The 23,009-nt window shown below is 55.9% G+C and carries 24 protein-coding genes and 1 pseudogene; 17 read left to right on the top strand and 8 right to left on the bottom strand.

The features are described 5' to 3' along the window. Window positions 1–593: pseudogene (locus tag F568_RS25920) on the bottom strand (IS5 family transposase); the annotation flags it as partial. A 597-nt stretch (window positions 594–1,190) separates the two neighbouring features. Between F568_RS25920 and F568_RS0120740 the strand changes: the two are divergent. From F568_RS0120740 to F568_RS24085, 10 genes are all read left to right on the top strand, one after another. Next, window positions 1,191–3,065 (top strand): cytochrome c oxidase subunit I, encoded by a 1,875-nt coding sequence (locus tag F568_RS0120740; protein ID WP_019020682.1) that lies wholly within the window; start codon window positions 1,191–1,193, stop codon window positions 3,063–3,065. After that, entirely contained in the window at window positions 3,062–3,682 is a 621-nt protein-coding gene (locus F568_RS23510; RefSeq protein WP_019020681.1) for a cytochrome c oxidase subunit 3, read from the top strand. The genes F568_RS0120740 and F568_RS23510 overlap by 4 nt, the downstream gene beginning before the upstream one ends. Further along, the gene (locus F568_RS0120730) at window positions 3,679–4,086 is read left to right on the top strand and encodes a hypothetical protein (protein ID WP_019020680.1); all 408 of its coding nucleotides are present in this window, start codon (window positions 3,679–3,681) and stop codon (window positions 4,084–4,086) included. The genes F568_RS23510 and F568_RS0120730 overlap by 4 nt, the downstream gene beginning before the upstream one ends. After that, window positions 4,068–4,475 carry a c-type cytochrome gene (locus F568_RS0120725; protein ID WP_211213464.1) on the top strand — a complete coding sequence of 136 codons (408 nt, stop codon included), beginning with the start codon at window positions 4,068–4,070 and terminating at the stop codon, window positions 4,473–4,475. Before F568_RS0120730 ends, F568_RS0120725 begins: the two co-directional genes overlap by 19 nt. A gap of 16 nt (window positions 4,476–4,491) precedes the next feature. Beyond that, complete coding sequence (locus tag F568_RS0120720; protein ID WP_019020678.1) at window positions 4,492–6,393, top strand: PQQ-dependent dehydrogenase, methanol/ethanol family; 1,902 nt, start codon at window positions 4,492–4,494, stop codon at window positions 6,391–6,393. Then, a complete protein-coding gene (locus F568_RS0120715; RefSeq protein ID WP_019020677.1) occupies window positions 6,368–7,261 on the top strand; it encodes a substrate-binding domain-containing protein in 894 nt (297 codons plus the stop codon). The genes F568_RS0120720 and F568_RS0120715 overlap by 26 nt, the downstream gene beginning before the upstream one ends. Beyond that, complete coding sequence (locus tag F568_RS23505) at window positions 7,261–7,791, top strand: c-type cytochrome (RefSeq protein WP_019020676.1); 531 nt, start codon at window positions 7,261–7,263, stop codon at window positions 7,789–7,791. Before F568_RS0120715 ends, F568_RS23505 begins: the two co-directional genes overlap by 1 nt. Next, entirely contained in the window at window positions 7,791–8,792 is a 1,002-nt protein-coding gene (gene coxB / locus F568_RS0120705) for a cytochrome c oxidase subunit II (RefSeq protein WP_019020675.1), read from the top strand. Before F568_RS23505 ends, coxB begins: the two co-directional genes overlap by 1 nt. Then, entirely contained in the window at window positions 8,789–9,721 is a 933-nt protein-coding gene (locus F568_RS23500) for a cytochrome c oxidase assembly protein (RefSeq protein ID WP_019020674.1), read from the top strand. The genes coxB and F568_RS23500 overlap by 4 nt, the downstream gene beginning before the upstream one ends. A gap of 72 nt (window positions 9,722–9,793) precedes the next feature. Then, window positions 9,794–12,211 carry a hypothetical protein gene (locus tag F568_RS24085; protein ID WP_019020673.1) on the top strand — a complete coding sequence of 806 codons (2,418 nt, stop codon included), beginning with the start codon at window positions 9,794–9,796 and terminating at the stop codon, window positions 12,209–12,211. A 63-nt stretch (window positions 12,212–12,274) separates the two neighbouring features. Here F568_RS24085 and F568_RS23490 read toward each other — a convergent pair whose 3' ends face one another. Continuing rightward, entirely contained in the window at window positions 12,275–12,640 is a 366-nt protein-coding gene (locus F568_RS23490; RefSeq protein WP_019020672.1) for a c-type cytochrome, read from the bottom strand. Window positions 12,641–13,207: 567 nt separating this feature from the next. On the opposite strand from F568_RS23490, the gene F568_RS24080 reads away from it, so the two are divergent. The 3 genes from F568_RS24080 to F568_RS0120670 all read left to right on the top strand — a co-directional run bounded on the left by F568_RS24080 (window position 13,208) and on the right by F568_RS0120670 (window position 15,285). Next, window positions 13,208–13,678, top strand: coding sequence for a substrate-binding domain-containing protein (locus F568_RS24080; RefSeq protein ID WP_019020671.1), 471 nt, complete (start codon window positions 13,208–13,210; stop codon window positions 13,676–13,678). Window positions 13,679–14,287: 609 nt separating this feature from the next. Beyond that, entirely contained in the window at window positions 14,288–14,587 is a 300-nt protein-coding gene (locus F568_RS25915) for a transposase (RefSeq protein ID WP_019020669.1), read from the top strand. Window positions 14,588–14,604: 17 nt separating this feature from the next. Then, window positions 14,605–15,285 (top strand): peptidoglycan-binding domain-containing protein, encoded by a 681-nt coding sequence (locus F568_RS0120670; RefSeq protein WP_019020668.1) that lies wholly within the window; start codon window positions 14,605–14,607, stop codon window positions 15,283–15,285. Between the two features lie 93 nt (window positions 15,286–15,378). On the opposite strand, the gene F568_RS0120665 is transcribed toward F568_RS0120670, so the two are convergent. From F568_RS0120665 to F568_RS0120655, 3 genes are all read right to left on the bottom strand, one after another. Next, window positions 15,379–15,693 (bottom strand): IS3 family transposase, encoded by a 315-nt coding sequence (locus F568_RS0120665; protein WP_019020667.1) that lies wholly within the window; start codon window positions 15,691–15,693, stop codon window positions 15,379–15,381. Then, window positions 15,690–15,977, bottom strand: a complete 288-nt coding sequence (locus F568_RS0120660) for a transposase (protein WP_019020666.1) — start codon at window positions 15,975–15,977, stop codon at window positions 15,690–15,692. Before F568_RS0120660 ends, F568_RS0120665 begins: the two co-directional genes overlap by 4 nt. Before the next feature lie 399 nt (window positions 15,978–16,376). After that, on the bottom strand, window positions 16,377–17,552 hold the full coding sequence (locus tag F568_RS0120655) for a hypothetical protein (RefSeq protein ID WP_019020665.1): 1,176 nt from the start codon (window positions 17,550–17,552) through the stop codon (window positions 16,377–16,379). Window positions 17,553–18,103: 551 nt separating this feature from the next. Here F568_RS0120655 and F568_RS0120650 point away from each other — a divergent pair. From F568_RS0120650 to F568_RS0120640, 3 genes are all read left to right on the top strand, one after another. After that, the gene (locus F568_RS0120650) at window positions 18,104–18,376 is read left to right on the top strand and encodes a hypothetical protein (protein WP_019020664.1); all 273 of its coding nucleotides are present in this window, start codon (window positions 18,104–18,106) and stop codon (window positions 18,374–18,376) included. A 1-nt stretch (window position 18,377) separates the two neighbouring features. Then, entirely contained in the window at window positions 18,378–18,926 is a 549-nt protein-coding gene (locus tag F568_RS0120645; protein ID WP_019020663.1) for a lysozyme, read from the top strand. Window positions 18,927–19,123: 197 nt separating this feature from the next. Continuing rightward, window positions 19,124–19,432: a hypothetical protein gene (locus tag F568_RS0120640; RefSeq protein ID WP_019020662.1), complete on the top strand. Its 309-nt coding sequence runs from the start codon at window positions 19,124–19,126 to the stop codon at window positions 19,430–19,432. A gap of 839 nt (window positions 19,433–20,271) precedes the next feature. On the opposite strand, the gene F568_RS0120635 is transcribed toward F568_RS0120640, so the two are convergent. Both F568_RS0120635 and F568_RS0120625 read right to left on the bottom strand, forming a co-directional pair. Continuing rightward, a complete protein-coding gene (locus tag F568_RS0120635) occupies window positions 20,272–20,496 on the bottom strand; it encodes a DUF2188 domain-containing protein (protein WP_019020661.1) in 225 nt (74 codons plus the stop codon). A gap of 351 nt (window positions 20,497–20,847) precedes the next feature. Continuing rightward, complete coding sequence (locus tag F568_RS0120625) at window positions 20,848–21,966, bottom strand: phospholipase D-like domain-containing protein (RefSeq protein WP_019020659.1); 1,119 nt, start codon at window positions 21,964–21,966, stop codon at window positions 20,848–20,850. A gap of 322 nt (window positions 21,967–22,288) precedes the next feature. Between F568_RS0120625 and F568_RS26435 the strand changes: the two genes are divergently transcribed. Beyond that, the gene (locus F568_RS26435) at window positions 22,289–22,699 is read left to right on the top strand and encodes a con-10 family general stress protein (RefSeq protein WP_019020658.1); all 411 of its coding nucleotides are present in this window, start codon (window positions 22,289–22,291) and stop codon (window positions 22,697–22,699) included. 99 nt (window positions 22,700–22,798) lie between these two features. On the opposite strand, the gene F568_RS0120615 is transcribed toward F568_RS26435, so the two are convergent. Further along, the coding region (locus tag F568_RS0120615; protein WP_019020657.1) for a DUF2795 domain-containing protein at window positions 22,799–23,009 on the bottom strand (211 nt) is incomplete at its 5' end.

Here is a 23,009-nt window from a genome sequence, read left to right as displayed (position 1 = left end):
AATCGATCACTATCGTAACCTCGGTCGGCCAGTAGATGGTGGCATCGCTTATGTGGGCGTCCCGTATACCTTGGCAAGCGGATCTGCTCCATGACAGGAACGAGATAGCGCGAGTCGGCGTGCTGGCCAGGCGATAGCAGGAAGCTCAGCGGCACGCCATTGGCATCGCAGACCAGATGGATCTTGGTGGTCAGTCCGCCTCGGCTTCGTCCAAGCGCATGATCTACCGGCTCCCGAGAGCCCCTTTTTTGCCGCCGCCAGCGGCAGAGCGAGTCGCTCGAATCGAGGTGGAGTCAGCCATCCAGGTATCGAGATCCATGTACCATCTTCCCGGAGCTTCAGGTGAAGGCGTGACAGGATACGTTCGAGTATGCCGTCATCTCGCCACTGTCGAAAACGCTGATAGACCGTTTTCCACGGGCCGAAGCGTTCGGATCCCGCCACTTGGCACCGGAGCAGAGGATCCAGAAGATGCCGTTGAGCAGCTGCCGGTCATCGCGCCGTGGGCGCCCACGCCCAGCAGGCGTACCAGGCGAAACGATATCTTCAATCAATGCCCAACCCTGATCGGAAATTTCGTAACGTCCTGCCATGACGGCCCTCCAAGCCTGATGGAGGAAAGGCTAGCAAGCCGTCATTTTTCAGACAAAGCGTAGCAAGCTGCAGACGTCATCGGTACACCGCTAGTGAAAGTGTATTGCTAGAGCCCGGCGGGGCATTTGGCCCGACAGCTGAGCCATTGCCAACGACAGTAAACGGCATTCCCAACCCATGATAAAGACGCCGAACGGGTCGCTGCGGCTGGCTGGAAGACATGCGCGAAATGGGCGCTGAACTCTGTACTCGCTGTTCTGTTTGCTCCTCTAGTGAGGCTATCGAAAGCAAGCGCATCCTGGCTTGAGCCCATATTCTATAGTGCCCATGCATGCTCATCTTTGGCCGGGCGTACCCGTCTAGTTTGCGCTGTGTTTCGATACGGGACCGAAGCATGCCCAAGGGCGTTAGGCATAACCCAGATTATAAACTAGGTTGTTTATAAGCGACTCAGGAGGGCTCTTCACACTGAGCCTATAAGAACAAGGAGGAATGAATGGGCTCGTTATCTAGGGAGAAGGAGACTGCCATACGATGGCATTCGTCTTCAGGCACGGCTTGCAAGCATCATCTCCTATATAGGTGAGGGAAAAGCCGTGGATACGACGCTTACAGATCGGTTGACCAAGATCTGGTCTGACTCGCCCGGCCTCCATGGTTGGCTTTCTACCACTGACCATAAGAAGATCGGCAAGCGCTACTTGGTCACTGCCTTCGTCTTTCTGCTCATTGGGGGCGTTGAGGCACTACTCATGCGCACGCAGCTTGCTGGTCCCAATCTGGATGTGCTATCGCCCGAAGCCTACAACCAGATCATGACGATGCATGGCACGACCATGATCTTCTGGTACGCCCAGCCGATACTTTCCGGCTTTGGCAATTATTTGGTGCCTATGCTTATCGGCACTCGAGATACTGCGCTGCCACGACTCAATGCCTTCACTTACTGGACGTTTCTACTATCCGGTGTGCTGCTTTATATCGCGCCTTTCATGGGTATGGCGCCTCGCGGGGGGTGGTTCAACTATGTGCCGTTCGCGAACGATATCTATTCGCCCGGCCTACATATAGATTTCTATGCGTTTGCCCTGCTTTTCCTGACGATTTCCACTACGGCAAGTGCGATCAATTTTATCGTTACCATTTTCCGGTTACGTGCGCCCGGTATGTCAATCGACCGGATGCCGCTGTTTCTCTGGAGTACGGGGACGACATCCTTCGTGATCGTTTTTTCGCTACCGGCGTTGACGGCGGCGCTGGTCTTTCTGGAGCTGGAGCGGCTTTGGGGCTTGCACTTTTATGATCCTGGCGCGGCGGGGGACCCCCTGCTATGGCAGCAGCTTTTCTGGTTCTTTGGGCACCCCTGGGTCTATATCATCTTCTTGCCGGCCACAGGCATGATCTCCATGTTACTGCCCGTATTCTGTCGTCGGCCCATCGTCGGCTACGTGTGGGTTGCCCTAGCCACGGTGCTAACCGGTCTAGTCGGCTTCGGAGTGTGGGTGCATCACATGTTTGCGACTGGCTTACCCCAGGTTTCCATGGGGTTTTTCAGCGGCGCTAGCATGACGATCTCTATTTTTACCACAATTCAGGTTTTCGCTTGGGTTGCGACCATTTGGGCTGGCCGGCCTGTCATCAAGCTACCAATGCTGTTTGCGCTTGGCTTCATTTTCCTATTGGTGATTGGTGGGCTGAGCGGTGTGATGACTGCCGTTATCCCATTCGACTGGCAGGTTCATGATACTTATTTCGTAGTTGCACATATCCACTTCGTGCTTATTGGCGCGAATGTCTTCCCCGTATTTGCCGCCTTCTATTACTGGCTGCCCAAGATTACCGGGCGAATGATGAATGAGACGCTCGGCAAGTGGAATTTCTGGCTTATGTTCCTGGGCATGATGAGCGGGTTCTTCGTCATGCATATAACTGGATTTCTTGGCATGCCCCGGCGTGTATTCACCTACACGGCAGAGGCCGGCTGGACCTTGGTCAATGCCATCACCACGCTGGGGGCCGCTGTGTTCGCGCTGGGTGTATTGGTGGGTATCGTTAACTTTTTTTACAGCCAGCGGCGCGGCACCCCCGCAGGATCGAACCCCTGGGGAGCAGATACGCTGGAATGGTCGATTCCCTCTCCACCTCCCGTCTATGGCAGCGTGCATATTCCGACCGTGGCGAGCCGGCATCCACTGTGGGATGAGCATGAGGAGGAAGCGGACCCTGATAACCGCCGAGTGCTGGCGGATGGGAAGCAAGTGCTGGCGACGTCTTCCATCGATGCGATAGATGGTTCTATCGCTCAGATGCCTGAGGAAAGCGTGCTTCCCTTGGTCACTGCTTTGCTTTTGCTGGGGCTCTCGCTGTCGTTGGTATTCAGCGAGCTGTGGTGGGCAGGCGGGTTTACCCTCGCCACGCTATTGTCGGTGGCTGCATGGCTATGGCCTGAAAGCAAGGAGATGACCGCATGATAACGGTGACCAAGGATATCAGCGCCGTTCAAGCGCCATTGGAGCGGTCGCACGATCGCCAGCGTGGCCTTCAGGCCATGTGGTTATTGATCGCCACGGAGGGGATGCTGTTCGTACTGCTATTTTTCGCTTACTTCTACCTAGGGGCTTCCAAACCTCAGTGGCCATTGGAGAAGGACCCTTCGTATTGGAAGGCCTTGGTCATGCTGGGCATCCTGCTGCTAAGTAGCGTATCTGCGCATTGGGCCCAGCGGAGCATTGAGCGGGGACGCAATGGATCCCTGTTGATCGGATTGGTAATAACTCTGTTGTTAGGTGGGGCATTTCTCTACGTCACCTACTGGGAATATGCCATTCGTATGAAGACGGAGACGCCATGGGATAGCGCCTATGCCTCCATTACATACACCATCACCAGCTTTCACTTGGCTCATCTACTGCTTGGCATGTGCATGCTGCTGTTCGTACTGGCCCGGACGCTCGCGGGGCATTTTACCGAAAGCAGACATGTCGCGGTGAAAAATGCCGTTCGCTACTGGCATTTCGTGGACCTTATCTGGGTGTTTGTCGTCGCCATCGTTTATCTCTCTCCCCAGTTTTATGGAGGCGCAACATGACCCGTGCCGTACATACGGAGGTGCCCAAGGTTCGTAAAGGCACCAATCGGCGGCTTGCGTTCGGCATCGCCGCTGCGCCAGCAGCTTGGTTCCTACATGAAGTGGCGGGCTTTGCCATCGTTGGTCGCAATTGCCTGGCCAATGATGAGCTCATGACATGGCAATGGGTCGTGCTGATCACACTTACGGTGTTCAGCATAGGCTTGGCGATGGCGGGAGCGCTGACATCACTGAGGGTGTTCAGAAGCTGGCGTCGCGGCGGCCGGTTGACTCGCGCCGAAGGCTGGGATCGGGTCGAGTTCCTGGCGCTGTTCGGTATTTTTACCAGCGTTCTACTCTTGCTCAATCTTATTTACTTCAGTGTTCTGCCATTGGTGCTAGAGCCATGCTTACGCACTATATGAACGTGTTGAGTTTGCGCCCTGCCTGTGCCGGCATGCTGTGCCTGGCGACGGCGTTTTTGGTGGGCTGCGAAGGAGGGCGATCGGAGTATGAAGAAGTTGTCGTTCAGGGTGGCGACGCCTCTCGCGGAGTGGCTGTGATTGATGAGGTTGGTTGCGGTGCCTGTCACACCATTCCCGGTATCGATGGGGCAGAAGGAATGGTTGGGCCCCCGCTGACAGCCTGGGCCAACCGCTCATACATTGCTGGTCGACTACCGAACAAACCGAACAATCTGATTCCCTGGGTAATGGATGCCCCTTCGATCGAACCAAGCACCGCCATGCCCGACTTGGACCTGACGGAGCAGCAAGCGCGAGACGTTGCAGCTTATCTGTACTCATTAAGATAACAAGGAGCGAATGTGCATGCGAAGGACGAGACATGGCAACAGTAAAGGCCTGGGGCGAGTCGCTGGATTTGCACTCCTTGGCCTGCTGACGCTAGGTGTGCATGCCGAGTCGCTGGCCCAGGAAGAGACCGAGCCATCCGCTGAAAGGGAACAGGAGATTTCCTTCATCAGCGATGATGGCACTGGCATGCGTATCGCACGCACGCCGAGTGCCGGGCCGACCGGTGAGTGGTGGTTGCCGGCACTGGATTTCGCCAATTCGCGCTATAGCCAACTCGATCAGGTCAGCAAGGAAAATGTCCAGAACCTGGAGGTCGTGACGACCTGGTCTACTGGTATCAATCACGGGCACGAGGGGCAGCCCCTGGTAGTCGGTAATACCATGTACGTAGTCACGCCGTTTCCAAATTACCTGCTGGCTTTCGATATGACCAAGCCGGGCTATGCCCTCAAATGGAAGTTCGAGCCACATCCCGATCCCACTGCTGTCGGCAAGGCGTGTTGCGATCTAGTCAACCGCGGTGCGGCGTATGCCGACGGCAAGGTGATCTATAACACGCTCGATAATCATGTGGTAGCGGTAAACGCCGAAACCGGTGAGCTGGCCTGGATGACGAAAGTTGGTAGCGCCGATGAAGGGGAGACCATGACCATGGCTCCCATTATCGTCAAAGATAAGGTGCTCGTCGGCAACAGTGGCGGTGAGTTGGGTGTCCGCGGCTGGTTGAAGGCACTCGACCTGCAGACCGGAGAGGTACAATGGATCGCTTATAACACCGGTCCGGATGAAGAAACCTTGATGACAAGCCCCGATTTCAAGCCCTACTACGCCAAGGACCAAGGCGAGGATCTCGGGGTGAAAAGCTGGCCACCGGAGCAGTGGAAGCTGGGCGGCAGTACGGTGTGGGGCTGGGTCTCCTATGATCCTGAACTAGATTTGATCTATTACGGCACCGGCAATCCGGGTGTATGGAATCCAGATTTACGGCCGGGCGCCAACAAATGGTCGCTCTCCATCATTGCCCGTGATCCCGAAACCGGTCAGGCACGCTGGGCCTATCAACTGGTGCCGCACGACGCATGGGACTACGACGAGATCATGGAGAACATTCTGGTCGATATGCCTTGGAAGGGTGAGATGCGCAAGTTGCTGATTCATCCGGGCAGGACCGGTTTCATGTATGTGCTGGATCGGGAGACAGGTGAGCTGCTTTCTGCCGATAAGTATCATCCTCACACTAATTGGGCTTCGGGATACGACCTCGATACGGGGCTACCGAAAGTTAACGAGGCCAAGCGCACTCATATGGGGCAGGAAACCTACGATATCTGTCCCTCATCGACCGGGGCGAAGGAAGTGTTTCCGTCGGCCATCTCCCCGCGTACCGGACTCGTGTACATACCGGCTCACAACTACTGCATGAATTTTCAGGGCATCGAGGCGAACTACATTGCCGGCACCCCCTACCTTGGGGCCGATACAATGATGTATCCCGGCCCAGGTGGCTATCTTGGCGAGCTAATTGCCTGGGATGTCGTGAACGGCAAAAAGGCATGGGGCATCAAGGAACAATATCCACTGCAGGGTGGCGTACTGGCGACGTCGGGGGATGTGATCTTCTATGGAACCACCGACGGCTGGTTCAAGGCAGCCGACGCAACGAATGGCGAAGTCCTATGGAAGTTCAAGGTTTCTTCAGGAATCGTTGGCAACCCCATGACTTACATCGGTCCCGACGGTCGGCAGTACATTGCGATTTATGCCGGCATCGGTGGCTGGATCGGCTCTAATGCCTTCGAGAAAATTTCTGCTGATGACCCCACGGCGGCACTGGGGACAACAGGGGCCGCGGCGAACCTCAAGAAAGTGACGGCACGAGGGAGTGATGTTTATGTCTTTGCACTACCTGAGGAGTAGCGATCACTTTCGCCGTGACCAGCGCAGGCTGTTAGGCCTGGTAGCATGTATTGCTGCGGCCCTCCTGTTCATCGGAACACAGCCTGCATTTGCGATGAGGACTGAGCCACTACGGGTATGTGCCGATCCGAATAACCTGCCTTTTTCCAATAAGCGAGAGGAGGGCTTCGAGAATGAATTGGCGGAGCTGGTGGCCAAGTCCCTAGGGCGGAGCGAGGTCGTCTATACATGGTATCCGCAGCGGCGGGGTTTTTCACGTAACACGCTCAACAAGGGGCGCTGCGATCTGATCATGGGCGTGCCGGCTGGCTATGAATTCGCCCAGTCGACAATGCCCTACTACCGCTCGACCTATGTCTTTGTCTACCGCGAAGATTCCGGGCTCGACATCCGTAGCATCGAAGACCCCGCATTACATGAACTCGATATCGGGGTTCATGTGGTGGGTGATGATGGCTCGAACACGCCAGGCGCCGAGGCGCTCGGACGGCGCGGGCTTGGTGGTAACCTGGTCGGTTACAGCATCTATGGTGACTACAGCCAACCGCATCCGCCATCGCGTCTGATCGAGGCCGTGGCTAAGGGCGAGGTCGATATCGCCATCGCCTGGGGGCCCTTGGCGGGCTATTTTGCGTCACGGCAAGATGTTCCCTTGCAGGTTGTCCCCGTTTCACCCGAGATCGACCAGGGGGCTGTCCCTTTCACTTTCAATATCTCCATGGCGGTACGGAAAGGGAATGACGACCTCCACGACCAGCTTGAAGACGTCATTCGTTCACACCGGCCCGAGATCCGTTCCGTACTTTCACGTTACGGCGTTCCGCTGTTGGAACCGACAACACCTCAGCGTGAACCGGGAGAGGAATGATGAAATCACCCGTCATACTCACGTCGTTCCTGCTGGCTCTCCCACTGACGGGAGGCGCCCAGCAGGAAGCCGAGCCGGCGCCTGCCGGCGCATTACCTGGAGAGATCAGTCAGAGTGAAGCGATCGGTACCCAGCCAGGCCCTGATCGAACCCTGCCGAAGACGCAGAATCCCTACGGGATGGATAGCAACGCTCTCGCGGAGGGCCGGCGCCTTTTCGTCTGGTACAACTGCTACGGCTGTCATGGGGGGCGAGGCGGAGGTGGCATGGGACCCAGCCTGCGTGATGCCACGTGGCTATATGGATTCAGCGATCAGGCCATCTTCAATTCTATCGCCGATGGCCGCAGATATGGTATGCCGGCATGGGGAACAAAACTGCCTGCCGAACAGATATGGAAAATCACGGCTTACATCAAGTCCATGGGGACCGAGTTCGAGCCCAAGGCACCGCCGCCGAACCCAGTTTACCCCGAGCCGCCGCCGCGCCGTGACATTCCCAGGCAGCAAGAACGTAAAGGGGCGGACTGATGATAGGAATGCGTCTGGGGATTGCCCTCTGCTTGGTAATGGCCATTGCTGGCTGTACACCGTACAGCATCTTTGACCCGGCGGGAGAGCAGGCGCAGTGGCTGGCAACACTGGGTTGGTGGTTGGTCGGGCTAGTGAGCTTCATCATCCTGGTCATGGGTGGACTGCTCTTGTGGGGAGCGTTGCGCCGCCGTGGTTCACTCGACACGCATCTTCCGGTCGATGTGGACGGAGGCAAGCGCTGGATACTGATCGGTGGTGTCGCAATCCCCGTCATCGTCCTGTCAGGATTGTTCGTCGTCACCTTGGTTACCCTGCGGGTATTACCAGGCAATCCTGAGGCGGCGGAGATCGACATCCACGTCACGGCTCATCAGTGGTGGTGGGAAGCGGATTACCTGCACGAGAGCCCTTCGGAAAACTTCAAGACGGCAAACGAGATTCACATACCGGTGGGCCAACCGGTACGCATAAAGCTGACTTCGGCCGATGTAATCCATAGCTTTTGGGCACCAAGGCTCCATGGCAAGCTGGATGCCATTCCAGGGCATGATAACTACATCATACTGGAGGCCAACGAGCCCGGAGTCTATCGCGGCGAATGCGCCGAGTATTGCGGTGTGCAGCATACAAATATGCGCTTCGTAGTGGTTGCCCAGCCACCGGAGGAGTACCGCGCGTGGGTAGCACGTCAAAGACAGCCGGCGCGACCCCCGGCTGAGCCGCTCTTGGCTAAGGGAATGGAGGCGTTCGAGACCTATGCCTGTGCGATGTGCCACAGCATACGCGGCACGAAGGCACGGGGAGAGGTGGCCCCGGACCTTACCCACTTTGGCAGCCGGTTGCATATCGCTGGTGTCATGCCCAACACGCGGGCACGCTTGCAGGCATGGATCGTTAATGCCCAAGCGCATAAGCCAGGGGTACATATGCCGACGCTAGATCAGTTCGATGGTCCTACGCTGAATGCTCTTGCGGCTTACCTTGAGAGCTTGAAATGAGGGGAGACTTGGGCAAGCCACTCTTCATTGCACTCTGGCTGCTTATTCCCAGGGTGTCTACGGCACATGGCGGAGAGATCCATGGAACGGATGGGCTCTGGCAAGAGTGGAATACAGCTGCGAGCACTCTACTACCCCTGCTGCTCGGCGTCGGGTTTTATGTCTTGGGCGTGTTTCGCTTATGGCATAAGGCAGGTGTTGGTCGTGGCATTCCCGTGTTCCGAGCTGCCGTCTATGGACTGGGGATGCTGACGCTTATAGTTGCCCTTGTCTCCCCGCTGGATATGGCTGCTAATGCCTTGTTTTCCATGCATATGACCCAGCATCTGTTACTGATTCTCGTCGCACCGCCGTTGCTTATTAGCGGTAATCCTGACGTGGCGCTATTGTGGGCTCTGCCTCACAGGTGGCGTGCTGGTTGGGGCCGGTGTGAGCAGCGTCTTGCCCGCTCGCTGACCGGGGGTAAAGGAGCGTTGATCGTAGTCCTGTTAGCCACGGGGGTGCTATGGGCTTGGCATCTCCCCCAGCTTTATGACCTGGCTGTGCGTAACGAGGCCGTACATTGGGTCGAGCACGCTGGGTTTCTAATAACGGCTTTGCTGTTTTGGATCACTGTACTGCGTATACGGCCGCGCGAGCATATCGATAATGGCATGCGCATCCTGTATGTGTTTGGCATGGCACTGCAAGGCAGCTTGCTAGGCGCGCTTATTACCTTCGCCACCCGTCCCCTTTACCAGTCCCATATGACAGTTCCTTCGCAGTGGGGACTGGACCCTCTCGCTGACCAGCAGGTCGCAGGCCTGATTATGTGGGTGCCGCCAGCCATGCTCTACATGGGCGTTGTTGCTTACCTATTCGTTTACTGGCTGAACGCAGCCGCAACACGAAATGAAGAACGCAAACGACAGGATGCCCATCGTGCGTAGGAGGCTAGCCGCTCCGTCTGATCACAGCTCTCATGGGCTGCGGTCTTGTCGCATCAGAGGAGGAACGGACTCATGAAGACGACATGCTTGAAAGGGACAAGGACTGCCCTGTTGAATGTGAGTGTGGCTCTAAGCGCAGTCGGTGTAGCTTGTTCTGTTAGCGCAGCTGAGCCCTTGAACAATGGCCACGACCCGGAGCAACCGACCAAGTTCTCCTTGGTTGACGTTAATGGCGACAAGGCCATTTCCAAGGACGAGGCCAATAAGGCGAGTTTGTTTGTTCTTGTCAGACAATGGCGTCTGGCAGACAAGAATAGTGATCACGTCTTGAATGAAAGCGAGTTCGATGCTTTTACGAAGGATACCAGCCAAGTTGACGCATCAACACTTACCTTTTCCGAGGTGGATAGCAATGATGATAAGACAATATCCAGGAAAGAGGCGGAAAATGCTGGCCTGACGCAGCTTATTGAGCAATGGGGCAAGGCGGACAAGTACGGGGCACTGAACGAATCCGAGTTTTCCGACTTCAGAAAGTCATCCACTTCTAAAAGTGAGCTTGACACGCCGAAAATGCCAGGCTCGGAGCGTCCCGATACTTCTACTGACGAAGCCAGGAAGGCTGGTAGCCGGCCGAAGGGTGATGACTCCGCCCCGCTACCGCCGAAGCGCTTTTCTGAGGTCGATTCCGATAGTGACAAGAACGTTTCCAGGAACGAGGCAGAAGAGGCGGGGCTGGCATTGCTCTTCCAGCAGTGGAGCAGAGCGGACAAGGACGATGACGACGTCCTCAGCCAACCCGAGTTCTCCGCCTTCATGCAAGAGCATGGGAAGGCACCGCTGCCTAAAAAGAGCTTTTCCGAGGTCGACGCCGATAGCGACAAGAATATCTCCAGGAGCGAGGCGCAGAAGGCGGAGCTTATGCAGCTCGTCCAACGCTGGGAAAAGGTAGATAAGGATGGCGACGATGTTCTCAGCCAGTCCGAATTTGCCCAGTTAATGAAGATACATGGCGGAAAGGTCGCCCCGCTGCCATCCAAGAGCTTTTCCGAAGTTGATGCCGACAGTGATAGCAACGTCTCCAAGACAGAAGCACAGAAGGCAGGAATGACGCTTCTCGTTCAGCTATGGAACGAGGCTGACAGGGAGGGTGAAAACGTTCTTGGCAACAGAGAATTTTCGGATTTCATGCGACAGCACGGTAGTAATACCGGCGACATGCAATCGCAGAAAGCATCCGAGAGCAGCACTAGCAGTAGCAAGAAGATGCAGAGGGAACCGCCTGAATCCGGCCCCGGCAGTAACAGCGAGGCGTTGCAGAAGAAGTTCTCCAAGGCTGACGTCGACAGCGATAAGCATCTCTCTGAAACAGAGGCCAGCAAGGCGGGTATGACACAGCTCCTTGATCAATGGGATCAGGCAGACAGCAACAACAACGGCACGTTGAGCCTGTCAGAGTTTGTTGCTTTCATGGAAAAGCGTGAGACACGTGCAAACCTGCAGAAGACCTTCTCGCAAGCCGACGCTAACGATGATAAGCAGGTGACGCAGGAAGAGGCCAGGAAGGCAGGGCTGACGAAGCTACTCCAGCAATGGGGCAAGGCGGACAAGGACTATAACGGCACACTGAGCCAATCCGAGTTTTCCCAGTCTATGAAAAGGCCGAGAGAGAAGGTCGGTTCAGCCATGGTGATAGGCAAGGGACAGTTTCGATCACCAGAGACCGTGCTCTGGGATGATCAGGCCGATGTTTACTTGGTCTCGAACATCAACGGTAAGCTGACAGGCCGGGACGACAACGGCTTCATTTCTCGTGTATCGCCTGATGGCACAATTCTCGATCTCAAATGGATCGACGGGGCGAAGCCCGAGGTAGTCCTGCACGGCCCCAAGGGGATGCTGTTCCATGGAAAATTTCTGATCGTGGCTGATGTCGGCGGGGTACGTTTCTTCGAGCGGGCCACAGGCAAGCCGGTGCACTCAATCGTCATTTCCGACTCCTATATGCTCAACGATCTCGCCGTCGGTTCGGATGGGAAAATCTATGTCAGCGACACGGGAAGCAAGGTGGCAGAGCCTCCAGGTGCTATCTACCAGCTCGCTGAGGGAACAGGGCCCGTGACAATTGCCAAAGGCCACGACTTCGATCGGCCTGATGGCTTGTTAGCTCATGGCGGCGGGCTTCTGGTGGCACCTTTTGCGGCTCACGCCAAAGAGCTTTACACCCTGGCTTTCGATGGCGAGCGAGCCCCCTTTGCGAGTTTACCTCAGCCCAAACTCGATGGCCTGTTTCGCTTGCCTGATGACTCGCTGCTGGTCACAAGTTGGAAGGGCAAGACCGTCTACAGAGTTAAGGATGGCCAGGTGAATACGGTTGCCAAGGGCATTCAAAGCCCTGCCCAGGTCGGTTACGACGAAAAACGTGGGCGGATGCTGGTGCCTTCTCTGCGAGAAAACAGGGTTCTGGTCTATCCGCTAAAAATCAAATAGTGCGACACGGTGGGCCGGCTCTCGATAGGGATGCATAGCGCGCTCACGAACCGGCCCAGTTGATCATCCTCCGCCTGCTGCGGTTTGGTTGGTCTGCAGTGACTCCGGGCTTGAATAGTAGGCGGCCAGGTTGGCCATGTCCTGCTCGCTGAGATTGGCGGCCTGAGGTCTCATAAGCCCTGCATTTCCCCCTGTCCGCAGTCCGTTCTTGTAGGCCTTGAGGGCATATACCAGGTATGGGGCGTTCTGGCCCGCCAAGTCTGGGTACTCTGCAACCAATGCATTTCCATCCAGGCCATGGCAACTGGCACAGACTTCTTGCGCTTTTTGTTTCCCGGCTTCCGGGTCGCCGTCAAGTGTGTCGTCATCGGCTAACAAAGGCATGGGAGCCAATATCGCAAATGCCATGCAGGCAAGTAGTTTTCTCATCACATTATCTCCTATGCTAAAAATGACTTCGGCGGGGTGAATAGGAAGGCCACCAAGCTAAAGCCGTCTATTCCCAGTTTGGTTTCCTCAGTAACAGTACAGGCATAGATAGCAAGAACTACAATGGCTGGGCCCGACAAGGAAAGGCGAGTAAATGGATAAACTTGCTTCCATAACAGATCGCGACATTGAACCAGTGACTTTGGAAGCACTTGGTGGCGTCGAGCTTTTTCCTGTTGATTGCTCTGCTGTGGTTTTCCAGTACGTCTTTACCGGCTCGAGCCGAGGCCCAGGGTGGTGCACAGCATAGCTCGGAAGTCCTGCGTGCCGGTGTGCTCAAGTTTGGCACCGTCAATTGGGAGCTGCAGGTCGTGCAGGAGCACGGCTTGGCAGAAAAAAGCGTGGCAGCCAGGTCGAGATGCTGCGGCTTCCGAGAATGCGCTGGCCGTTGCCCTGCAGGGGGGCCGTGTCGATCTGATTGTTTCCGACTGGTTATGGGCAGCCCGCCAGCGTCAGGCAGGACGCAACTATCAATTCGCGCCTTATTCCCTATCGGTAGGCGCCGTCATGATGGCACCGCAAGCCGGTATCGCCAGCCTGGAGGATTTGAAGGGCCATAAGCTTGGCATCGCCGGTGGACCGGTCGACAAGACTTGGCTCTTGTTGCGCGCCTATGCTCAGCAGACCAAGGATATCGAACTCACCGCTTTCGTGGAGCCGACCTATGCGGCACCACCCATGATCAATAAGCTCATGATCGATGGCGACCTACCGGCAGTCATCAACTTCTGGCATTACAACGCCCGGCTCTCCGCGTCGGGCATGCGACCGCTGATGACTGTCGAGCAGATGTGGCAAGACCCGGGCACCGAGACGACGCCCCCGTTGCTGGGTTGGGTATTTACCGAGCAATGGGCCGATGAGAATCGTGAAGCGACTATGGCCGGTTATGGAGTGAGCGAATGGTATGCGTTCACGCTGCAAAAGCTTGTGCCTGGTGCCTGGTGCCTGGTGCCTGGTGCCTGTGTGCTTCGGTGACCGGACACAGCGGAAACTGATACGGGGACTAAGGCTGCCGGCTATGCAGGCACCATTCAAACCGATGGAGTCGCTGAGGGATGCAGGAAAAAGAGGTCGGGCTCATTCGCAAGGGCTTGTGCTACAACAAGCCGAGTGCGCGCTGGCGTGAAGAATGGCACCGGATAACCACGAGAGTGGTTATCCGAACAGACTCAGATTTCAAACACCTTGGTATTCGGTAACACGTACGAAGGGGCGCTCTCACTTGGCGATGGGAATAGTAGATCAGGATTGTTATTCGAAGTACGCCTATCGTCTGTGATGCTTGGCTCCTGCATTCTCTCTACTGCTTGGATTGCAATAACTTCAGGTTCGCCTAGCTCCTGCGTGGATAGATAAGCAAGTGCCATAGAGAGGCAGGCCAGAGTCAGTGCGGATAACAGCAGCCTATCCATTTCTCCCCCTGCTGATTATGACAGTAAGGGTAGGCTACACGAGAGGCTGGAGAAGATGAAGCTTTTGAACTGGCCTTACAGAAACAGTTCGTTTCTCACTGTTATGTGAAGTGGTCCCCGAAATTCGGACCAGGCGCTAAGCTCTGATCAGACCGACCAGGAGAGCCTGATCATGAGCAGGAAACGTCGGCAGTACAGCAGTGATTTCAAGGCCAAGGTGGCCCTCGCCGCTCTCAAGGGCGACCAGACCACGTCAGAGATCGCTGCCCGCTTCGAGATTCATCCGACCATGGTGAGCCAGTGGAAGCGCGAGTTGCTGGACAACGCCACCGGAGTGCCGCTCCCGTCCTTGCCCAACAGAGCCAAGGTGCACAGGCCAGCAACCAACAGCGTGCCCAGGAACAGGTACAATCCCAAGGCACACAGGTCTATATCAGTACCGCAGGTGTTCGCCAGATCCAGCAGGCGCTGAATAAACAGGGATATGATGTGGGTCAGGTGGATGGGCAGTGGTCCAACTCGACCGCTCAGGCGGCTGTTAATTACCAGCAGTCGAACGGACTCGAGCCGACCGGCACACCGACGGTTCAGTTGATCAACTCGCTAGGAATGAGCAACATTCTAAGTGGAGGCGGCCAGCAGCAGGGCGGTGGCCAAGGCGGCGACCAGCAGTGGTCTCAGGAGCAAGCACAGGGACAAGGCACTCCTCTTTATATTAGCCCGGCTGGGGTCCGTCAGATTCAGCAGACGCTGAACCAACAAGGCTATGATGTAGGCCAAATTGATGGCGTCTGGGGAAATGCCACCGCTCAAGGTAGCCAACAGTGGACCCAAGAGCAGTCAACCAGTCAAGGAGCCCCTCTCTGGGTAAGCCCGGCTGTGCTACGCCAAATTGAACAGCAGCTTAATCAGCAGGGCTTTGATGTCGGTAACGTGGACGGCCAATGGGATAAGAATACCTCTCAGGGTGCCAGCCGCTTCCAGCAGTCCCAAGGGATCGAGCCAACAGGCACTTTGACCACACAGCTGCTGAGTAGCTTGGGTATGAATAATTGGATGAGTGGTCAAATGAGCGGGCAGCAGCAAGGCAGCGGCCAGCAGCAAGGCAGCGGCCAGCAGCAGAGCGGCCAAGCTGGCGATCAAGAAGAGGAAGATGACGGCTTGTTCTAAGGCTACCATCAGCTAAACAAGGAGTGGGGCAGGCAAGTCTGTCCGCTCCTTGTTTAGCGAGTATGTTCTGGCCGGTGGGCGATCCGGTGACCCTCACGGGGGGCGACTAGTGCGCGGCCTCGGATATACCGCCTGGAGCCCCATCTGACGCATCAGTCGCTGGACTCGCTTGCGGTTCACTGGATGCCCCAGACGGTTGAGACAAATCGTCATCCGCCGTGAACCATAGACTGGCGTTCGCAGATGTTCCTCGTCGATCAGGCGCATCAGCTCCAGGTCATAGGCCCGCAGCTCTTTGCGCTGGTAATACACCGGGGACCGGCTGATACCGAGCAGCCGGCATTGGCGCCGCAGGCTGAGGTCAGGCGCCTGTGGCTCGACCCGTGCCAGGCGCTGGGCCCGACTCAATGATCGAGCCTGCGTAACAAAAAATCGCGTTCCATCGTCAGCTTGCCGATTTCACGGTAGAGCGTATCGATCTCTTCTTGGGTCTTCTGGGCCGCCTTGCCGTCGCCCTTGCCCTCAAAGACTCCGGTGGCGTTGTCCAGCAACTCGCGCTTCCACTGGCTCACCATGGTCGGATGAATCTCGAAGCGGGCAGCGATCTCTGACGTGGTCTGGTCGCCCTTGAGAGCGGCGAGGGCCACCTTGGGCTTGAAATCACTGGTGTACTGCCGACGTTTCCTGCTCATGATCAGGCTCTCCTGGTCGGTCTGATCAGAGCTTAGCGCCTGGTCCGAATTTCGGGGACCACTTCAGAGGGCACGCCTCGTTTAGGTAATACCGATGGCTACGACGTGCTAGTGGGAGTGGCCTATTCAGACTATGCCGGCCATCCTCGGCAGTCGGTATGGTTGCCTCTGTACCTGATCCATAGCAAGCAGCCGGGCGGTACCAACTCTTGATCGGCACATGGGAGGGCCTGGTTTAGCGCTTCGGTCTTCCCGACTTCAGCCCGGCAAGCCAGGACGCTGGCACCACTTTGCTGGTTCGACAATGCGCCCACTGGCATTGCTGCGGATCGCCATTGCTAGCCGAACGTATAAAGGCCGGGCAGAGTGATCGTTTATCTGCTGGGAAATTATGAGCTCTCATTCGCCAAGAATCGTTACTGTGTTGGTTACGGGTAGATTCTTGACAGATTGAGCCAGTGCAAAGAGCTGGGACAAGATTGTTAGCACCGTTCCGGACTGCCCCGCTGACGTGCCGGATGGAATGCCGTAAAACGTCCCTTCGAACTCGGTAACAACGGCAGGCGACTCCAGTTGCAAAGCTGGTTTGACCACCAATATAGGTTGTGGGCCGGTAGCAGTAGGCACGGTCAGGGCCCTCTGCGATGCTTGTTGAATGCGTACCAAGTTGCCAAGGTAAGTCATTATTTCGGCCAAGGAACGGGTATGTATCTCGATCGATCCAAGCTCCCCCGGGGGATCAAGAACGGCCCTGGCTTTCCCGGTACTGCCGAAGAACAGGGGGTCGGTCACTGCAAATTGATAACCTGGCCCCGTACAGTAAGCTGATTCCGTCAGCGGTTCACGTGGCGTAGTGAAGCAGAATCGTGCCATGTTACTCAGCTTCGAAAGCTGATATTTCTTATCGGCGGTTGGCTGGAGAGATAGCCCTTCTTTATGTGCAGACAGGGCCTGATCAAGGCTCGGCTCCTGATCCAGGCGCAGAGTCGGGCCTACGGCTTCTGCGACAGAAACCTCTTCCATCGTCAAGCCTTGCCCAAGGAGACGCTGCAGCGCTTGCTGAAAGGCGGCATGCTGTTTCGGTTGCTCGGGAGAGTTAAATGCATCGATCTTGTGGCCCTGTGTTCTGATGACAAGACGCTTGGTGAACAACGAGAGCAGTAGTTCATTGGATATGTCCTGCTGAAGATAGTACTGAATGGTGGAAGTGGAGATAGGGGTGATGTAGCCGCGATAAAACTCTTGGTTATCCTTCAGGGCTACTTCGAACGAAGGACCCTGATCCATGGAGACATTGGGGTTGAAGCCGAACTGTGCCGGTGCGGCATAGCCAAAAGGCACTGAGAGGTTGGCACCGGCCTGGGTGTTCTTGCTCTCCCGCAGTGTGACGAGCGAAGTAAAATGCGCCGGCATCGAGGCACTGCGCCTCAGTATATTGAGCAGTAAAGCCTCATTCTGGAACTCTCCATACTCGCTGTTTATGGTCGCCATGGACGCTGATAATTGAACATTGCCTACGCATCCGCCCAACGCCACCAAAGCCATTCCCAAGATTACACACACACAGAATTTCATCCGGCCTCGTCTCCATTCCTTCATTACTTCGTAAATCCTTTCACGGTCGGATCGTTCGTATGATGATGTCATACGTGACGCGATGCTGCGCCCCAGATTACCATCGCTAGCCGGTCACCATTGTATGGGCAAGTTACACGATTGCCTGATTGGGCAGCTGTAACATGTCTGCCGCATTCCTTGGGCAAGTAAAGTCGGTACCAAGCGTGAACTTTGCCGGCTCACGTTTGCCCTAGGCATCGTTTAACTTTCCAACCGCATGCACGCCTCCCAGTAAGTAACTCTGACTCACGCGAATGGTATATGATGTGCATGTGTCCAGCATAAAGCACAATATGTTGTAAATGCGTCCGCTCAGCGCTATTGTTCGGGGGGATTACCATTCCTGCGCCTCGACTACTTCGATAGTCGGGGCGCTTTCGTTATGTTGCCCGGTTGCATTCCCCAGCGCTCCCATTCATCCGGCTGGGCGGCATCCTTTCCTTCTCCCCATTGTCGTTTCATCGCGCACCGCAGCGAGGCGTAACCGTGCCAGAAGTTCAGGACTGTCTATGAAACTCGATACCGGCCGATTGATCGCCTATGGCGGCGGTTCTGGCGTGTCCGCCACAAGTCTCGCAGCGAAAGCGCAGACAGCCAGCTTCGCTATTACTCCCGAGCCCAGCGGGCTGGTCTCTCTCCTCAATGTACCGTTAGTGACGTTCGGTGGGGTCCAGGTGCTGATGGCTGACCTGGTCAGCGTTGGTGGCCTGGCCGCTGTGTTCCTGCGGCTGTCTTTCGACGTTTGGCGCCACTTCGACCAGCGGCGACGCCAGGGTGATTAAGATGCGCCTGAATAAACGATTGGCTGCCGCGGCCGGCGGCGGAGTGCTGGCTCTCGCTTCGATCGTAGTGAGCAACTTCGAAGGAACCGAGCTGCAGAGCTACCGCGACGCGGTCGGCACCTGGACGGTCTGTACCGGGCACACGACAACCGCTCAGTCTGGCCAAGTGAAGTCACCTCAGGAATGCGCGCGGCGTTGCTGCGTTCCGACCTTGGCGTGGGCCCTGGAGGCGGTAGATGAGCAGGTAACCGTACCGATCGCTGTCGAGACGCGGGCCGCGCTGGTGTCGTTCGTGTTCAACGTCGGTGCCGGAGCGCTGAAGAACTCGACTCTGCTTCGAAAGGTCAACACTGGAGACAACGAGGGGGCTTGCAACGAGCTGCCTCGCTGGGTGTATGCCGGTGGTGAGCGTTTGCGTGGCCTGGTGAGACGCCGGGCCGCCGAGAGGGAACTGTGCCTGAAGGGGTTGCGCAATGCTGATACGCCTAGCGCCGTGGCTCGTGACGATCATAGCGGTCGTTTTCGCTGGTTTGACCTGGCGACTGGCTGACCTCCGAGCCGAAGCGTTGATTCTTGAGCGGGACCAGGCCCTAGAGGTTGCAGCGGTGACTCAGGCCGCGCTGGCCTGGCAGAAAGCGTAGACCGAGGCAATCAGCCAGGCGTTGAGCCGCCGCGATGTTCGCTTGGAAGCGATCGCACAAAGGATGGCGGACAAGCGTAAGTGACTCGACACCCTGGAGCGTAACGATGCGGAGACGCGTGATTGGGCTGATCAGCCTCTTCCTGATGGCGTTACTGGTTGGGTGCGCCAACTCGGTGACGAAGCCGACGCCAGGGCTGCAGATGTGCACGGTGCCGCCGCACCTGGTGAAGCCGTTGCCGGTTCCGAGTCTGAGCAACAATAGTAATGCCGGCCTGCTGGATCTGCTGGCCGCATACGAACAGCAGCGTCGGCGGTTCAATGTCGATCGAGCTAGCGTTGTCGAGATCCTGACACAATGTCGGCGGGGAGGAGTGAGGCCTGAGCTCTGTGCCGGTCTCACGAGTCTAACGTGACATCCATATGCCAAGCCCTGCCATCCGATTGGGCTTTTGTGTTAGGCATAAAAAAGCCCGAGCTTCACAGCTGGGGCCGTTCTTACACACATTTCGCCTCACTCAAGCATTGGCTTTCTCCGGCTTTGGAGAAGCACTTGGCCTCGAGGGCTTTAGCTGCCAATGCCTGAACCACATTAGGCAACGTAGTAGACGATCTCTCGAGTTTGCAAGGTGTGTCTAGAAACATTTTTTATAAGCAAACAAAACCCCGCTGATAAGCGGGGGGTGTGGAAAGCCCTGAACACGTAAGCTTTTTTGTTACAGCCCGCTGTCAGCAGATCCCGTGGTGAGAGTGGTTTCAGCGGAAGCAGTAGGCTTACCTTTACTCTAGTTCACGAAATGTTACTTACAAGAAAGTTTTCCTTGCCACCTGCCGTACCTACACCCGGCTTAGTAAGGTGACGCCGCCCTTTGAGCAAGACCTCGCTATGCCTGCCCATACTCCAACCATAGCCCAGCGCCTAACCGGTCTATTACTGCCTTGGCTGTTGCTGTCAGTATGAACGTTGGCCGCTGGGCTCTAGGTGGAGCGCCGACCACTTTGTAGCCAATGTTGAGTGGCGCCGACTACTCAGAAGGCCAGTAAGCCTTCCTCCAAGTCTGCCGATTCAACTCATCGGCCTTGGCTTCTGCTTCTAGGTAGGTCTTAAAGCTCTCGCTCAAAATACGACAATTATCTCCTCTGGATCACACATCAAAATGCCCCATCGATGCATGCTCGGGGCAGTCAGGCCGGCGAGGGCTGTCGGATGATAGGTGATTTTCAAGTGGCTTTCTTCAAAGGTGAGGAAGGTTGATCAGCCTCCCGGCGGGTAGGGATCATTTCCGTAGCTGTTCTTGTCTCGAATCATCCCGTCCTCGCCTTGGATTAGCAGCTCTACTCCTAACTGCTTCGCCATTTCACGGCCAGCCTCGATAGCCTCTTCCTGTGTTTTGGTGATCTGCGCTGGCTGTTTGCTGCTTTCTTTTCGAACGGCCCACTCGGTATCACCGTGTACTACTACCCAGATATTGTCAGCCACAAAGCGCTCTCCTGCTCGATGAATGCTCTGTCAGCATCGTATCTATGAGGGCGATGCGCAAACCGCGAGGAGGTAGTGTGGTCGTCAGTGGTAGGCTTTTGCCATTGTTGGCGAGCAGCTACAATAGGCCGAACTCGGAACTGATCAGGACGATCCATTCCCCGTAGAGCCAAGCCGCGCGTGTCGTCTCGTTGGTTATCACTCTACCGAGGTTCAGTCGAACCGGCCTACTCTTGCGCTTATCCGGATCATCCATACGCCGCATGAGCGCGTGTATGCGATTACCCATTAGCATGCTTGCTATAGCGGTATCGTGACTGAACCCTGCCGGATATACGTATTAATGTAAGCTTAACGAAGCAGTGTCGCCCAACTGTTTACGGTACCAAGTGCTCGTTCACGGGTCCGCTGAAGCCAGGGGCGCTGTGCCCACGCTTTCGGACAGACCTCTTGGCTAGCCTTGAGATTGTCTTCGAACAGCGCGGCAACATCGGTAGCAAACCGACTATCCTCTACTTCCTGGTTGGCTTCCAGATTCCAGCGCAAGCTCCAGTGATCGAAATTACATGATCCTATCGTGACCCAGTCATCAACCAGGCAGAACTTGGCGTGAGTAAAGGACGGATGGTATTCGAAGATGCGCACGCCGGCACGCAGCAGCTGCCCATAATAGCGTTGTCCTGCATAGCGCACGCTGGGGTGATCGTGTTTTTCACCGGCGACCAGTAGACGGACATCGACACCGCGCTGTGCTGCGGCCATCAAGCGCTGACGAAGACTGATGGTCGGCAGAAAGTAGGGGGTGTAGACCCAAACGCGTTGGGTAGCTGTCACGATACGCTGCTGGAGAGAGTCCCGAATCGCTTGGTAGCAACGTCCCCGTCCCCAGATGACTCGCCCTTGCATGCCCTGCTTGTAAGGTTCGGTTGCCGCATCAAGCACCATTCTCTGTGCCCCCGGTCCCTTGTCGTTGCCCTGAGTCAGCGAAGAATTCCAGACTTGGGCAAACAGCGCTGTCCAGTCATTAACAACGGGACCTTCGATTCGTACCGCTATGTCGTACCACCTATCGAGGAAGTCGTCTGTCAGACAGAACCCCCCCGTGAATGCGACACCTCCATCCACCAGCACCAGCTTGCGGTGGTCTCGCGTCAGCTTGTTCAAGCGTTTCAGGTAAGGTGGATTGAAAAAGCGCAAGGTGACACCTGCCTGCGTCAGACGCTCCCTGTCATTTTTCTTGAGGCCGTTGGCCCCAAAGCCATCGAGGAGCACCTGCACATGAACGCCACGGGCTGTTGCCCGAACGAGGGCATCAATGAACCTGTCAGCAAGATGTCCCGATTCGGTCAGGTACTGCTCGAAAAGAATTGAATCATTCGCATCATCAATAGCCGCTAACATTTCTGGTATGTAGCGCTTGCCTTCTGGTAACAATGTAAAGTGATTGCCGTTCCGCCATTCGTTGCGCATCACTAGAACCCTCCTTGGCATCCGTGGTGCTAATTCACTGATCCTAAAAGCCTAAACATATTCTAGGTAAAATATTGTGTTGATAACGGTTGTTGAGGTTGTAACTTGGGTTTAACAGGCAATCCTTTAAAGCAGGCTGTGCAGCGAAAAACGAGCGAAACCAAGTGCAGCGGATGCTGTGTTCGCATGAGTTGCATGATTCTTAATCTCGACTACCTTGAAGGTATCTGGCGGATAACGCTAGTGCGGGTTGCTTAACATATAGTTGATCTTAAGTACCAGCATAAATGGACTTACCATGGTTTATTAACAGGAGGTTATCATGGCTAATAAACCCAAAGATGAAGGCATGTCCGTAAACGAGGCGGGTCAGAAAGGTGGCAAGGCGAACGCTGAGAGCCATGACCGCGAGCACTTTGAAGAGATCGGGCACAAAGGCGGCACCGCAAACGCCGAATCTCACGATCGCGAGCACTTTGAAGAGATCGGTAGCAAGGGCGGCCAGAATAGTGGTGGTAACTTCGCAAATGACCCTGAGAGAGCTTCTGAAGCTGGACAGAAGGGCGGCCAGCATAGCGGGGGCAACTTCGCTAACGATCCCGAGAAGGCCTCTGAAGCCGGCCAGAAGGGCGGCAAGCATAGCGGAGGAAATTTCGCTAATGATCCGGAAAAAGCCTCGGAAGCTGGCAAGAAAGGCGGACAGAACAGCAACAGCGGTGGCCGCAATTCCTAATCGTTCGGCTATTATTGAAGATCGTTTAGCATAGCAAGCGATCTGGCAGCAGGGGCAGATATTCTTATCTGCCCCTGTTTTGTCTCTAGGTAAGAACTATTACTCAGCTTCCCCTATGCCTTTCATGACGCCTGCCATATCCTCGTATTGCTCGTCAGGCATGTTTCGAATCACTTCGAGCACATCTTCCTCTGCGCCGTTTTCCTTGGCCTGTTTCTCAAGGTCCGCCCGCGATGCAGGAAAGTTGGTGCCTTTTAGATGATGAGTCACGTTTGCAGGTGAATGCCCTCCGACGCCTCGGGTCATATCT

The organism is Modicisalibacter luteus DSM 23508, from assembly GCF_000378505.1.
Taxonomy (GTDB): Bacteria; Pseudomonadota; Gammaproteobacteria; order Pseudomonadales; family Halomonadaceae; genus Modicisalibacter; species Modicisalibacter luteus.
Note: the sequence above shows the minus strand (reverse complement) of the source record. Positions and strands in the feature narration are given on the sequence as shown.

Excerpts from the sequence above, each read along its gene's own strand:
- F568_RS23500 (WP_019020674.1), top strand. The coding sequence starts at position 8,789 with ATGAGGGGAGACTTGGGCAAGCCACTCTTCATTGCACTCTGGCTGCTT.
- F568_RS24080 (WP_019020671.1), top strand. The coding sequence starts at position 13,208 with ATGATGGCACCGCAAGCCGGTATCGCCAGCCTGGAGGATTTGAAGGGC.
- F568_RS0120720 (WP_019020678.1), top strand. The coding sequence starts at position 4,492 with ATGCGAAGGACGAGACATGGCAACAGTAAAGGCCTGGGGCGAGTCGCT.
- coxB (WP_019020675.1), top strand. The coding sequence starts at position 7,791 with ATGATAGGAATGCGTCTGGGGATTGCCCTCTGCTTGGTAATGGCCATT.
- F568_RS0120715 (WP_019020677.1), top strand. The coding sequence starts at position 6,368 with ATGTCTTTGCACTACCTGAGGAGTAGCGATCACTTTCGCCGTGACCAG.
- F568_RS0120730 (WP_019020680.1), top strand. The coding sequence starts at position 3,679 with ATGACCCGTGCCGTACATACGGAGGTGCCCAAGGTTCGTAAAGGCACC.
- F568_RS26435 (WP_019020658.1), top strand. The coding sequence starts at position 22,289 with ATGGCTAATAAACCCAAAGATGAAGGCATGTCCGTAAACGAGGCGGGT.
- F568_RS23490 (WP_019020672.1), bottom strand. The coding sequence starts at position 12,640 with ATGAGAAAACTACTTGCCTGCATGGCATTTGCGATATTGGCTCCCATG.
- F568_RS0120725 (WP_211213464.1), top strand. The coding sequence starts at position 4,068 with ATGCTTACGCACTATATGAACGTGTTGAGTTTGCGCCCTGCCTGTGCC.
- F568_RS23510 (WP_019020681.1), top strand. The coding sequence starts at position 3,062 with ATGATAACGGTGACCAAGGATATCAGCGCCGTTCAAGCGCCATTGGAG.
- F568_RS0120640 (WP_019020662.1), top strand. The coding sequence starts at position 19,124 with ATGCGGAGACGCGTGATTGGGCTGATCAGCCTCTTCCTGATGGCGTTA.
- F568_RS0120650 (WP_019020664.1), top strand. The coding sequence starts at position 18,104 with ATGAAACTCGATACCGGCCGATTGATCGCCTATGGCGGCGGTTCTGGC.
- F568_RS0120660 (WP_019020666.1), bottom strand. The coding sequence starts at position 15,977 with ATGAGCAGGAAACGTCGGCAGTACACCAGTGATTTCAAGCCCAAGGTG.
- F568_RS0120655 (WP_019020665.1), bottom strand. The coding sequence starts at position 17,552 with ATGAAATTCTGTGTGTGTGTAATCTTGGGAATGGCTTTGGTGGCGTTG.
- F568_RS0120625 (WP_019020659.1), bottom strand. The coding sequence starts at position 21,966 with ATGCGCAACGAATGGCGGAACGGCAATCACTTTACATTGTTACCAGAA.
- F568_RS0120645 (WP_019020663.1), top strand. The coding sequence starts at position 18,378 with ATGCGCCTGAATAAACGATTGGCTGCCGCGGCCGGCGGCGGAGTGCTG.
- F568_RS23505 (WP_019020676.1), top strand. The coding sequence starts at position 7,261 with ATGAAATCACCCGTCATACTCACGTCGTTCCTGCTGGCTCTCCCACTG.
- F568_RS24085 (WP_019020673.1), top strand. The coding sequence starts at position 9,794 with ATGAAGACGACATGCTTGAAAGGGACAAGGACTGCCCTGTTGAATGTG.
- F568_RS25915 (WP_019020669.1), top strand. The coding sequence starts at position 14,288 with ATGAGCAGGAAACGTCGGCAGTACAGCAGTGATTTCAAGGCCAAGGTG.